The organism is Allobacillus salarius (genome assembly GCF_007559425.1).
Classification (GTDB): Bacteria; Bacillota; Bacilli; order Bacillales; family Alkalibacillaceae; genus Allobacillus; species Allobacillus salarius.
In genome coordinates, this window is the sequence record NZ_VMHE01000001.1 from 15,333 (window position 1) to 28,322 (window position 12,990).

The 12,990-nt window shown below is 37.5% G+C and carries 14 protein-coding genes; 3 read left to right on the forward strand and 11 right to left on the reverse strand.

Features of this window, described 5'->3' with window-relative positions; all coding sequences use genetic code 11:
- Positions 1-13 precede the first annotated feature (13 nt).
- Entirely contained in the window at positions 14-331 is a 318-nt protein-coding gene (locus FPQ13_RS00080) for an SCP2 sterol-binding domain-containing protein (RefSeq protein ID WP_144087262.1), read from the reverse strand.
- A 132-nt stretch (positions 332-463) separates the two neighbouring features.
- Between FPQ13_RS00080 and FPQ13_RS00085 the strand changes: the two genes are divergently transcribed.
- Positions 464-610: a lmo0937 family membrane protein gene (locus FPQ13_RS00085; protein WP_186279490.1), complete on the forward strand. Its 147-nt coding sequence runs from the start codon at positions 464-466 to the stop codon at positions 608-610.
- Positions 611-711: 101 nt separating this feature from the next.
- Positions 712-1,239, forward strand: coding sequence for a peptide-methionine (S)-S-oxide reductase MsrA (gene msrA / locus FPQ13_RS00090; RefSeq protein WP_144087264.1), 528 nt, complete (start codon positions 712-714; stop codon positions 1,237-1,239).
- Positions 1,240-1,280: 41 nt separating this feature from the next.
- Here the strand turns inward: msrA (FPQ13_RS00090) and FPQ13_RS00095 are convergent, their stop codons facing one another.
- The 4 genes from FPQ13_RS00095 to FPQ13_RS00110 form a co-directional block, all read right to left on the reverse strand.
- Positions 1,281-3,269, reverse strand: a complete 1,989-nt coding sequence (locus tag FPQ13_RS00095; protein WP_144087265.1) for a S9 family peptidase — start codon at positions 3,267-3,269, stop codon at positions 1,281-1,283.
- 100 nt (positions 3,270-3,369) lie between these two features.
- On the reverse strand, positions 3,370-6,951 hold the full coding sequence (locus tag FPQ13_RS00100) for a dynamin family protein (protein WP_144087266.1): 3,582 nt from the start codon (positions 6,949-6,951) through the stop codon (positions 3,370-3,372).
- Between the two features lie 47 nt (positions 6,952-6,998).
- Positions 6,999-8,036 carry a GGDEF domain-containing protein gene (locus FPQ13_RS00105; protein WP_144087267.1) on the reverse strand — a complete coding sequence of 346 codons (1,038 nt, stop codon included), beginning with the start codon at positions 8,034-8,036 and terminating at the stop codon, positions 6,999-7,001.
- Positions 8,037-8,141: 105 nt separating this feature from the next.
- The gene (locus FPQ13_RS00110) at positions 8,142-8,378 is read right to left on the reverse strand and encodes a ferredoxin family protein (RefSeq protein WP_144087268.1); all 237 of its coding nucleotides are present in this window, start codon (positions 8,376-8,378) and stop codon (positions 8,142-8,144) included.
- 227 nt (positions 8,379-8,605) lie between these two features.
- Here FPQ13_RS00110 and FPQ13_RS00115 point away from each other — a divergent pair, with 227 nt between their 5' ends.
- Entirely contained in the window at positions 8,606-9,793 is a 1,188-nt protein-coding gene (locus tag FPQ13_RS00115; protein WP_144087269.1) for a M14 family metallopeptidase, read from the forward strand.
- Between the two features lie 90 nt (positions 9,794-9,883).
- Here FPQ13_RS00115 and FPQ13_RS00120 read toward each other — a convergent pair whose 3' ends face one another.
- The 6 genes from FPQ13_RS00120 to FPQ13_RS00145 form a co-directional block, all read right to left on the reverse strand.
- Complete coding sequence (locus FPQ13_RS00120) at positions 9,884-10,084, reverse strand: DUF6501 family protein (protein ID WP_144087270.1); 201 nt, start codon at positions 10,082-10,084, stop codon at positions 9,884-9,886.
- Positions 10,085-10,132: 48 nt separating this feature from the next.
- On the reverse strand, positions 10,133-11,083 hold the full coding sequence (gene msrA / locus FPQ13_RS00125) for a peptide-methionine (S)-S-oxide reductase MsrA (protein WP_144087271.1): 951 nt from the start codon (positions 11,081-11,083) through the stop codon (positions 10,133-10,135).
- Between the two features lie 21 nt (positions 11,084-11,104).
- The gene (vrrA, locus tag FPQ13_RS00130; RefSeq protein WP_144087272.1) at positions 11,105-11,554 is read right to left on the reverse strand and encodes a VrrA/YqfQ family protein; all 450 of its coding nucleotides are present in this window, start codon (positions 11,552-11,554) and stop codon (positions 11,105-11,107) included.
- 68 nt (positions 11,555-11,622) lie between these two features.
- Entirely contained in the window at positions 11,623-12,288 is a 666-nt protein-coding gene (locus tag FPQ13_RS00135; protein ID WP_144087273.1) for a uracil-DNA glycosylase, read from the reverse strand.
- A 76-nt stretch (positions 12,289-12,364) separates the two neighbouring features.
- Entirely contained in the window at positions 12,365-12,613 is a 249-nt protein-coding gene (locus tag FPQ13_RS00140) for a DUF2584 family protein (protein ID WP_144087274.1), read from the reverse strand.
- A 149-nt stretch (positions 12,614-12,762) separates the two neighbouring features.
- Positions 12,763-12,987: a YozE family protein gene (locus FPQ13_RS00145; RefSeq protein ID WP_144087275.1), complete on the reverse strand. Its 225-nt coding sequence runs from the start codon at positions 12,985-12,987 to the stop codon at positions 12,763-12,765.
- Between the last annotated feature and the right edge of the window lie 3 nt (positions 12,988-12,990).

The window sequence follows — 12,990 nt, forward strand, 5'->3', positions numbered from 1 at the left end:
TCACCTTGAAACGTTAGCGATAATTATTCAGTACATTTTGTAGCTTTAACGCAAGGCCGATATTCCCATCGACTTTTATTTTTCCCATCATAAAAGCTGAAGTGGCATTCAGTTGCCCATCGATTAATTTATGTAAATTCTCTTCTTTCAGTCGTAAGCTACATTTTGCCTTTTCAGTTGCTTCTGTGCTCAGTTCGGCACCACGTTCAAAAAATTCAACAGAGTACGCTTCGCCATCGTTTAATATAAAATTATAGGTAGCGGACAAATGATCTAATCCACTTGGATCTTCATTCATTTTATTAACCAACGCTTGTAACTTTTCTTTCATCTCATCATCCCCTATTTTTTCTTACTTATTTTCATTATAACAAATATTAAACATTTCGATAGGACTGAAGTTTGAATATGGTCTCTCTAGGGTACTTTATTAATAAACAAAAAGAATGATGAGGTGAAGAAGATGCTTTGGTGGATTGTAGGAATTATACTTGCGATCTGGTTAATTGGTTTTGTACTAGATGTCGCTGGTGGTCTTATTCATTTATTATTAATTGTCGCAGGAATTGTTTTTGTCTTTCAATTGATTACAGGAAAAAGGAAATTATGACGAATCAGTCTTGGGTGTGCATGAGCACTCAAGGCTTTTTTATTTTGCGAAGCCCTTTCAACTGCTATAATTTAGTATTGTTACGGAAGGAGTGCTACTAGATGGATGAGCAAAAAGAAAAAGCCGTGTTCGCCGGCGGATGTTTTTGGTGTATGGTAAAACCATTTGATCAATGGGATGGTGTTTATTCTGTCACCTCTGGTTATACGGGCGGACATGTAGAAAATCCTACATACGAGCAAGTGAAAGAAGGAAACTCAGGTCATTATGAAGCTGTTGAAATTGTGTTTGATGCAAGCAAAATTTCGTATGAATTTATTCTAGACCTTTATTGGAAACAAATTGATCCGCAAGATCCAGGTGGTCAGTTTCATGATCGTGGCCCCCAGTATCGTACAGCGATCTTTTATCAGAACGAAGAGCAAAAATACTTGGCGGAACAATCGAAACGTAATCTAGAACAATCTGGTCGATTTAGTCAACCGATTGTTACAGAGATTTTGGAAGCCACCACTTTTTATCCTGCTGAAGAAGGACATCAATACTTCTATAAAAAGAACGAAGAACATTATTTAAAAGATCGTGAAAAATCTGGTCGAGATGAATTTATCAATCAAAACTGGAACTAAAAAAGCAGCATTCTCGAAATGATCGGGAATGCTGCATTTGTTTATTTTAAGTGTTCATCAAACCAACCGACAATATGATTTAATCTTTCCAGACGCAAGTTGGGCTTCCCTGTTCGTGATAAATTATGGTCAGCTTCAGGAAAACGAACAAATTTCGTTTTTTGCTGACGATATTTTAAAGCGATAAACAATTGTTCTGCTTGCTCGATTGGACAACGAAAATCATTTTCGTTATGAATGATCAATAATGGAGTTTCCATTTGATCGACATAAGCGATCGGTGAGTGTTTCCATAGTTTTTCTACATCCGAAAATTCAGCTTGGATTTGCCAATCGCTGAAATAGTAACCGATATCACTGACGCCGCGGAAACTAATCCAGTTGGATATACTTCTCTGTGTAACGGCTGCTTTAAACCGATTTGTATGACCAACAATCCAGTTTGTCATGAAACCACCATAACTGCCACCAGTTACGCCTAATCGATTTTGATCAATCCAATCATATTGATTCGTAATATAATCGACACCATTCATAATATCTTCATAGTCACCATTTCCATAATCACCTCGTACTGCATCGACGAATTCTTGGCTATAACTATGGCTTCCGCGTGGGTTTACATAGAGGACTGCATAGCCTTTCGCAGCTAATAATTGCATTTCATGGAAAAATGTATTGGCGTAAAACGCGTGTGGCCCACCATGAATATTGACGATCATCGGGTATTTTTTACCCTCTTCGTAGCCGGCCGGTTTCATAAACCAACCGTGAATGGTCCAATCATCTTTACTTGTATAGGAAATGGCTTCAGGTTCAACGACCGTCGTTTTTTCTAGAAAAGCATCGTGAAAGTGAGTGACTTGATCTAACTTCCCCGTTGGAATATCCAAAGAATAAAGCTCGCTTGGACTTGTAGGCGTACTAATCGTTAATAATGCTTGTTGGTTTTCTCCATTCACATCAAACCCATAAATATGGAAGTCATCTTGTAAAGCTGGATACAACTCACCATCGACATTGCCATAATAAAGAACGATGTTTCCTTGTGTTGAAACAGGAAAATAAAAGTCGCGATCGCTAGCCCATACAATTAACTGCAAGACAGGTTGCTGTTGAATATCAGCCACGACAAAATCTCCGACAGGTGCATCGAGTCCTTCCGTCAAGCAAGTTTTAATCCCTGTTTCTAAGTCATAATGATATAGTTCCGTGTGTGTTGCATTTTCGTAAGTTCGTCCCATTTCCACAAATAGTAATTGTTTTCCATTTGGCGAAACACGTAAACCAGCGACATATCCCTCTTCTGTTTCGATTAAAGTGGATTGTTTACTTTCTATGTCATAACGATAAAGATTCATATTAAAGTTAAAATCTTGGTCTTTCTCTTCATCCGTAACATAGAAAAATGATTGACCATCAGGCATCCATTCCATGACACTGAAGTTTTGATGGCCACTTAACAATGTATTCACTTCTTCACTATCAATATCAAGTAGTTTTACTTGTTGATAGCTTTCTTCTAACAACCCAACACCATCTGCTTTATATTTCATCCGTTCAATGACTTTAGGCTTCGGAAAATCTTTTTCATCTTTCTCATCTTTTTTCTCATCATCATCTTGGTCGTTTTCCTTACTTGCAGACACATGATAAATTACTTTTTTTCCATCAGGTGAAAAAATCGCAGAATTTACCCCTTTCTCTTCTTCGGTAATCTGCTTTGCTTCTCCCCCATTTTTGGACATCAAATACACTTGATTCTTTTCATTTCGTGTTGATAAAAATAGAAAATGTTCTCCGTTAGGTCCCCACTGGATACCGGAGACTCTATCTTTACCATGAGTCCAAGCATTGATCTCATTTGTTGCTCGATCCCAATGATACAAGTTTGAGACATACGTATTTTTTTCTTGATCTATCTCCGTTCGGATGAAAAGCGCTTCGTTTCCATCTGGTGAGAATTGTGGATCGGAAACTGACGAAATATGAAACAAATCGTCTGCTTGAATGAAGCTTTGCTTAGCCATATGTACCCCCCTAGAATATGAAAAGCTAGTAGATAAACTCTACTAGCTTTGATAGATTAAGATTATTATAAATTAAAAGATAATTTTTGTCGATTACAAATTACATGGACTGATGCTCAGCAAGAACTTCATTTAGATTGGTTTGTAGCTGTTCTAATGATGAGATGACTTCCTGACTTTCAAAGATTAATTGTTTATGTTTCCGTTCTAAGTCGATGTTTTCCAACGTTTCGTTGATCAATCGCTCTTTTGTTTCGTGTAGCTTTTTCACGAAAGAACTGTGTAATTTCTCATTAAACTGTTGAATGACTTCTGTTTTTTTATTACCGATCCACTGGGTCATTTCTTCAAATAATTCGTTTCGGGCATCTCTTTCAAAAAAGTCCTTTTTGTTTTTAAAGTATTTCAAGAATGATTTCTTTTCATCATCCGTCATTTGAAATGTGAAAGCTGGTAATTCTGTACCGGTATAATCTTCCGTTTCGAAAAATAACTTTTCATGCGGAAAACTTATTTCAATAAATTCATTGAATACATCAATTAACTGATTTTTGATCCGATTCATTTGATCATCCAGTAAAATGTCAATTTCATACCATTCTTTCGTTAATTTTTGTCGAATGAATTGAATAGTTTGTTGTAATGCACTGGCTAGCTCTTCTTTTCCTTTTTTGCCATTAGATTGAATCACTGCTGGATTAATCGTTGCCTTCAACCATTCAATGGACTGGATATCGATTCGCTCCGCTAAATAGTGGGTTAGTTCAGTGGCTTCTTGCGTGAGCTGGTTTTCTAATACACCGCTATCATAGCTAGCGAGCTTCGATTCAAGTTCATTTCTTTCATTTAATCCTTTCGACAATGTTGCTTGCTTTTCGGATTCAGTCAAACTTGCTTCCCGAATCGTTTCAGCAATGAATTGTTGTAAATGAGATAGTTCACCAATAAGGTTTTGAAAGACAATTCCTTTCGCACCCAAATCCATAAACTGATAAAAAACTGTTTGAAGTTGATCTAGTTGTTGAACAGCAAATTCGGCTGGTTGTTCTGTCAAAAGCTCTTTACTGGAGATTGGGAATATTGCTGGTTGTCCAATTCCGTATTGTTTTAGCTGGGATTTCAAATAGTTTTTAACGTCATTTAATTCTTGTTCTGAATCCGCTAAATCGGCTGCATTTAATACGAAAAACATTTTCCCGGCAGTGATTGTCTGACTAAGTCGACCTAGTTGTCTCAAAAATTCACGGTCAGCACGTGAAAAAGCATGGTTATAATAATTGACATATAAAATAACATCCGCTTGTCTTATATATTGAAGTGAAACATTCGTATGTCTTGCATGAATTGAATCCGCTCCGGGTGTATCTACGAGAGTGATTCCTTCTTTTGTCAATGCACAATCATAGAAGATCTCGACTTCTTGGACAAAACAAGATATATGTTCTTTTGTGACATAGTCTGAAAAGGTATTTAATGTTTCTTCTTTTGTTTGACTAAGCCATGTTTTCGCTTGTTGAATTCCTTTTAAATACGCATCAATAAAAGAAGCTTCCGTTCGTTCAAAGTAAGTTCTTAATGTATCCCATTCTTTTTTTAAATATTTCGTGATCTCTGGAATACTCGTAAACTTCTTCCGTGTATATGGTTCAAGGATTTGTTGTAATTGTTCTTGAAGCATTTCATCCGATTTAAAACGTACGATAACTTTTCCGTGCTCATGATCATTCGACACTGGTCTGATTTTATTAATAGCCGCAGTTGTCGGGTTAGGTGAAACTGGTAATAATGAATCCCCGAGCATAACATTGGCAAACGATGACTTACCCGCACTGAAAGCTCCGAATAGTGCAACCGTATATTCTTTTTCTTGCACCTGTTTAAAACGAGTTTTTAACTTCGTTGTCAGTTGCTCGATAATAGGCAGTTGTTCAGCTTGGTGAATGATTGCCTCCGTATCAGATTCAATTTGCGTATAATCCAATGATTGATTGGAAATTTCTTTCATGAATGGTTCATTCGGAGTATTTGTTTCGTCCGTTTGATGATTATCTGCTGCCTGAACGAGTTTTTCAAGACTTTTCTTCTTCCGGTGACTCACCTTTTCTTGCCACGCCTTGTTTGTTTCCTCATTAGTCTGTTGCGTATCATTCGGTTCAAACAACTGACTCCGTAATTGAGTGATCACTTGTTTGATTTCTTTGACAAAATCTTGATTGGTCTCTGCACGGATCGAATTCTGTTCCTGAACAAGCTCATCTAGTTGACGATCGAATTCAGATGACTTCTTTTCACTAATGGATTCGATCAATGGAAGAAACTTTTGAATCAATTGTTGCTGAATCGATTGGTGTAACGCTTTCGTATAAATCAATACGTAATCACCCGTAACTTGGGCAGACGGGTTTACGTTACTTTGAATTAACTCTTGGTCTGCTTGAAACGAAATTTCTTGAACTTGCTGTAGAAGTTCCTTTTCATTCGTAAGCTCACGTACATTCTCTTCTAATTGGGAACGCACAGCCCACACCATTTCCGATTGAATACGGCTGTTTAATTGATGTAAAAATTGATCCATTCTTTCTTGTTTTGCTGCTTCGGTCTTTTTCTTAGCAAAAAGACCACCGACTTTAAAGTTCTGTTGCTGAGAAATTAAGTATTCCTTTGCTAACTCTCGTGTTTCAAAGGTCATTAAATAAGCATTAGATAAAATGGCATCCAACTCTTTCTGAAGCGACTGTTTAACAGTAGTTATTTTGTGTTGGATGTTTTCTTTCTGTTCTTCAATCAACTCTAAACGGTTCAACAATTGTTCTTGCCCCGTGTTTCCTGAATGGTCGCTTTCCCACTGTTCGATGATTAAGTCTAACTCTCGTTTTATTTTTGAATCTAACTGATTCGGTAATTCCACCATTCGCTGTTGTAACGTATCTTTAAATACATGAAATTGATTCAATGGAGATTCTGTATCCTTCAAGGAAGTAAAAAACATAGCTTCTGGATACAAGCTCCATTCTTCATAGGTGACTCTTAATCGTTGTTTATATGAATCAAACAGCAACTCTTTCTCGCGATGTTTATCGATTTGGTTAATCACGATCATATAAGGAACTTCTCGTCGTTCCAACTCTTTTAAAAATCGAAAGTTCACTTCAGACAGCACATGATTGTAATCCATTACATAAATAAATAAATCAATTAAATGAATTTGATTTAACGTACAGTCAAACTCGGCGTCGTCCGAAGAGTCAATACCTGGAGTGTCCATAATCGTCACTTGGTCACGCAAAAAGTCATTTTGTTTATAAATTTGAACGGACTGGACGATGTCGCCATTTTTAGATAGCTGTTTAATTCGTTGCTCATTAACATGGTCATCTTCTGTATATGTACCATCATTCAATTGATAAACAGCCTTATCTTCTCCTGCCCTAATCTCTACAATATTCGCACTCGTTGGGATCGGACTTGAAGGTAAGATTGTTTCACCTAAAAGGGCATTAACCATCGAAGATTTACCAGCGGAAAAATGGCCGGTAAATCCAATGGTCACTTCCTTCTTCTGCCACTTTTCATACAAGTCAATCACTTTATCGTTCAGTTCATTGTATTCATTCTCTGACAATATTTTTAATAATGGATCGAAATTAATCGTGTTTGATTTGTTCATTACTTGATTACTCATTTTCTCGATCTCCCTAGTCTTGTCGTTTTTCTAGATTGTTTCAGCTTTTAATCATGCACAATTTGGTTCTTACCTTTTTGCTTAGCAAGTCGCAAATGGTTCGTTGCTCGGTTTAACAGGTCTTCTTTCGTATCGTCTTTCTCATTGATTGCGATACCGTAGCTGAGTGTAACCTGTTCACCTTCAAGTTCTTTTATCGATTCGAGGTTCGTGTTAAAGTCATTATTCCAGAATGTGATGGCTTTTTGGATTTCTTGTAAATCCGTTGAAAAAGCTAGAACAGCAAAATCCTCGCCACCGTAACGGAAGCAGTAGCCGTCATTGCGTGAAATGGAATGTCTAAGTGTATGACCAAATGCAGTTAAAATGTGGTCACCAATAATGTAACCATATTTCTGATTAAGATGATCAAATTCATCTATATCAATTAAAATAAGTGCAAACTTCCATTCGTTCTGTACGAGCTTTTCCGTAGTATTGTGAAAAGAACGGTGATTATACAAACCAGTTAGAGGATCTTTAACGACCGCATCATCAAAATAGTGAATCTCACGTGGTTCCGGTTTCCGTTGCTTTGTGACGATGAATAATGAAATTCCTACTAACGCTAGAAAAATCATATGAAAACCGTATACCCATAAGTGCCATCCGTCCGTATATTGCTCTTGAAAGATCCAGATGCCTGTAAATCCAATGAAGATCAATCCAAAGATGAAAAGAAACCCGATGAGGCGCCAGTATATGAGACCGTGAATAATGACAAGCAGCAAAAAAGGCGAAAATAGACTATTAACGCCACCAGTGATTAGAACTAACCACAATATGGCGACTAAATCCATGCCGACTGAAACGACAGCAAATACGCGATGGAACTTGTGGAATAATGGCTTGATCCACAAAATGACTTGGATGACTATTGTATAAGCGAAAGCGAATCCAATGAAGTATAAAAATAAATCCTCTTGTGATTTGAGGTAATCAAGATATGTTGAATAGTAAACAAGAAAAGTTACTCCGATAAACATGAGCCACCGGACAATTGAAAAATATTGTTCTGATTTTCGGAAGTTATCTGTATAAATCATATGGATTCCCCTATGTATGTTTTTAATGAAAGATTTCTTGCTGAATTTATACACTAAAAAGAGGCTGAATAAACATCCAGCCTCTTGCTTTGTTTCAATGGGTTACTACTCTTGGAAGAACCTTCTGTTTAGCTCGATGTATTCAGTTTCTTCCGCAGGAACTTCATCCTCATGATAAATAGCTTCAACTGGGCAAACAGCTTCACAAGCTCCACAGTCGATACAAATATCCGGATCTATATAGAACATGTCCTTACCTTCTTCAATACAGTCTACAGGACATACTTCAACGCATTCACCCGCTCTTTCATCTTTACACGGTGATGTAATGACAAATGCCACAATAATTCCTCCTTATTCATATATATCTTTATCCTACCACTATTTTAAACAACCACCAAACAGAAATAAACCCTCTCCATGAAAATTATATGTACTTTTCGTTAAAGTTGCAACAGTCCTCCATCGGTCGCATATTCTATATCAGTTCATTGGGCTTTTTTATAGGTTGGCTTATTATTTACCCGTTCAATCACCCAAGGATTGATCATACATTTGGAGGGATATTTTTGGAAATTATTGTTCAACCTGAAATGACGTTTTTCCGTCTTTCACAAACGTTTGGCATTTCACTGGATTTATTAGTGAAATCCAACCGCTTTTTAGAACCTGATCAGTTGATTCCAGGTCAAGTTGTAAAAATACCTGGTTATGAAACAACTACTCATATCATCCAATCAGGTGATACGCTTTATCGAATAGGGATAGAGTATGATGTGCCTCTGGATCAATTATTAATTAGTAACCAGGTCGATCCGAGAGAACTTGAAGTCGGTCAAACCGTGCGCATTCCCGAGTTAACAGAACAACGAATTACAGATGTGCACAAATCATATACATCCGACCGTGTTGAAGATGAGTTGATGTTGCTCATCTCACGTTATCCTTTTATGGAACTTCAAACGATTGGGGAGTCCGTTTTAGGTAAGCCGATTTATGAGCTGCATATCGGGACAGGAAATAAGCTTGTGCATATCAATGGATCCTTTCATGCAAATGAGTCGATTACGACAAATGTGATTATGGCATTCATAGAAGATTATGCACATGCAATGGTTGATCAAGAGCCCATTCGGGGGATTGATATGAATGCATTTTTTAGAGATGTACGCCTTTCAATTGTCCCATTAGTAAATCCTGATGGTGTCGATTTAGTAAATGGCCAATTACCGAACGATCAAGAAATTCGTGATCAAGTGATTGAAATTAATAATGGAAGCACAGACTTTCGTACATGGAAGGCCAATATTAGAGGGGTTGACTTGAACAATCAGTATCCTGCAGGTTGGATGATCGAGCAACAACGAAAGCCTAAAACACCTCAACCACGAAACTTTCCCGGTTACGGTCCGTTAACCGAACCAGAAGCATTAGCTTTATACAATCTCGCGCTTGCAGAGCAATTTGACCGAGTTCTTGCGCTTCATACACAGGGTGAAGTCATTTTTTGGGGATATGAAGGTTTTGAGCCACCTGAAGCGGAACAGATCGTATTAGAGTATCAACGAGTCAGTTCGTACACACCGATTCGATATGTTGATAGCCATGCAGGCTATAAAGATTGGTTTATTCAAGATTTTCGAAGACCAGGTTATACGATTGAATTAGGTAAAGGTGTCAATCCTCTACCCATCAGTCAATTTGATGATATTTATGAAGATATGTTAGGAATTTTCTTGGCGAATTATTATATATAATCATTAAAAAAGAGAGTACACCCCACTGTTGTTCATTCACAAAGAATGACTACAGTAGTTTGTGTAACTCTCTTTTTTATGCTAAACAGTTTATTCTTCAAAATAGTTTTTGTAGAATCCGCCCATTTTACCTGTATCATCAATCACAAAATAAAATTCTTCCGTTTCATTTTTGACCTGATACGTCTTCCCTACAGTAAGACATTCAGTAACGGTAAACTTTTCCGCATCTGTATTAACACACGTAATTTCTTTAAGTGTTTGATTATCGTTCCATGTTTTGTGAATCATCTTCTTTTCTACCTCTTTTCAATCAAACGTTTGATTAGATTTTAGAGCTTAGTTAAATAACTGTTTATACTTTCCATATCCTTCTTTTTCTAAATCTTCTTTTGGAATAAATCGTAATGCTGCAGAATTGATGCAATATCTCATTCCGCCTTGGTCTTGAGGTCCGTCATTGAATACATGGCCAAGGTGTGAGTCAGCATGTCCACTACGCACTTCTACTCTGCGCATACCAAATGAAGTATCCAACTCTTCATTCAATGGCGCAATCGGTTTTGTAAAGCTTGGCCAACCACAATTAGCATCATACTTATCTGTCGAAGAAAATAGTGGTTCTCCACTCACGATATCTACATAGATTCCCTCTTCTTCATGATCCCAATATTCGTTTTTATAAGGTGGTTCAGTGCCGTCTTCTTGTGTGACTGTGTATTGCATTTCATTCAGACGGTTACGAAGTTCTTCTTTATCTTTGTTTTTCCAGTTGGACTCGATAAATTGCTTTCTTCCTGATCCCTTTTTATAAAGTTGATAATGAAACGAATTTTTTTTGTAATAATCTTGGTGTTCTTCTTCAGCTTCATAAAAGGTTTCTGCTGGACGAATCTCAACGACAATTGGTTGATTGAATTTATTACTCTCTTCCATTTTTTGTTTTGATTGCTCGGCTAATTGTCTCTGTTCATCATCATGATAAAAAATCGCAGGCTTATAAGACTCCCCTCGATCGGCAAACTGACCTTCTGCATCCGTTGGATCAATTTGTTGCCAGTAGATTTCCAACAATTGATCATAAGGGAAAATATTTGGGTTGTATGTGATTTGGACTGCTTCAAGGTGACCCGTCGTTTCTGAAGACACTTCTTGATAAGTTGGATTCTCCACAGATCCGCCTGTGTAGCCAGAAACGATTTTCTCTATTCCTGGTCTCCGATCAAATGGTTCGACCATACACCAGAAGCATCCCCCTGCAAATGTTGCCTTCTTAAATTGTTGTTCCATAATTGACTCCTTTCTGAATAGCTAAATATATAGTTTAGGTCCTGGAATTCCGTCAATCTCACTCTTAGGTTCGACCACATCTGTTTGTTTTTGTAGCGGCTGATCATCAGACTCAGCGGAATAAGTATAATCTTCATCTTCATTCTCTTCGGCTTCTGAGTCTTCTACCTGATCCCCTAACTCTTCCGTTAACATGATTTTAGCCATATCAATTAACATCGGTGCGTTTTTAATTAGTGGTGCGTATTGTTTCCAAATCGGTAAAACCTGTTGAACAATTTGCAACCCTTTATGGACTTTCGTAATTGAATTTACAAGACTACCTGTCTGTGCATAAGTTGGCAAGCCTACGTTTTGCGACATCGGGGATGGTGGTACTCCCTGTGTCTTAATAGGCAAATAATTGAGTGCTTGTTGTAAAAATGGTGGTTTCTGTGCCGGCGGCTGTTGATAAAAACCAAATGGGTACATAAAGAAAACCTCCTCATAAACTACTACTTATAGTCTACGAGTGGGACAGCTATCACGTATGGGCGATTTTATGATAATCGCCAATCGATTGGATTTTTATTCTTCTCGACTAAATACTGATTTGCTTTAGAGAATGGTTTGCTTCCAAAGAAACCTCTATATGCGGATAAAGGACTTGGATGTGCAGAATGGATCACAAGATGTTTAAACGGATTAATGGTTTGTCCTTTTTTTAATGCATGCTTTCCCCATAAAATAAACACAACATTTTCTTTATCCTTACTAATCTTCTCGATGACCTGGTCTGTGAATTGTTCCCAACCTAGATGTCGGTGTGAGAACGCCTCACCATTCCGTACGGTCAAAACTGAATTCAGCAAAAGAACTCCTTGATTTGCCCAACTCGTTAAGTCACCATGAGTTGGTTCGGCTATTTGCATGTCGTCACTCAATTCTTTAAAAATGTTTCGTAGTGATGGTGGAATCGGTTGTCCTTTTGCTACAGAGAAACTTAATCCGTTTGCTTGATTAACACCATGGTAAGGATCTTGCCCGATGATAACCACTTTCGTTTGGTCAAAAGATGTTTCATTGAACGCTCGGAATAAGTCCTCTTTGGCTGGAAAAACGGATTCTTTCTCATATGCGTGCTGTACTTCTTGGATTAATTGTTGGAAATACGTTTGGTTGAATTCATTAGCTAACTGCTCATTCCAATCGGTTGTGATGTGCATAATATTTCCCCTTATTATTTCCTGGGAAACCGCAGGAAACATATACTTTCGACATAATTATGAAAGGATAATGTCATTAATTGACGCTATACAATGAAATTAATTGATATTGGCAAATGGTCAACCCTTTTGAAAAGGATAATTTGACAACTTTTGCAGAGCCAATCTGGTCTGAATCAAGGGAGCGTTGAATATCAATTGGTTCTTCCATTGGAAATATTTGATATCCATCAAAGGTTATTTCAAATAAATCGTTATCATCAGAGATTCGCCGTTCTTGACCACCCGTAATGATTTTCCATTGCATGACAAAATGATTGGACATCCCTTCACCTCTTCTCTATTCCTTACTATTATCCTAGACGATAGTCAGGTGTTGTTTCAAGATATTTGTTACTCTCGTCAGCAATATTGTTTTAAATGAAAAGCTGTACCCAGCTAGTCAAACCTCATGACTCTGCGTACAGCTCTTCGTTAGTAATTCTCGTAATTTAAGTATTCCGACCACATTTCGTCGAATACGGATAGTGCTTCTGGAAAAGGGCTATTGAATTCAAGGTAATCTGTTAGCTCTGCGTAACTGGTTGTTTGCTTTGGAAAATCATGTTCATGGAACATCCAATCAGCCAGTTGTTTATGCTGATCATGCCGGTTCCGGATCCCTCGATAGCTCATGGCAAAATGATAAAAACTTCTCAATTC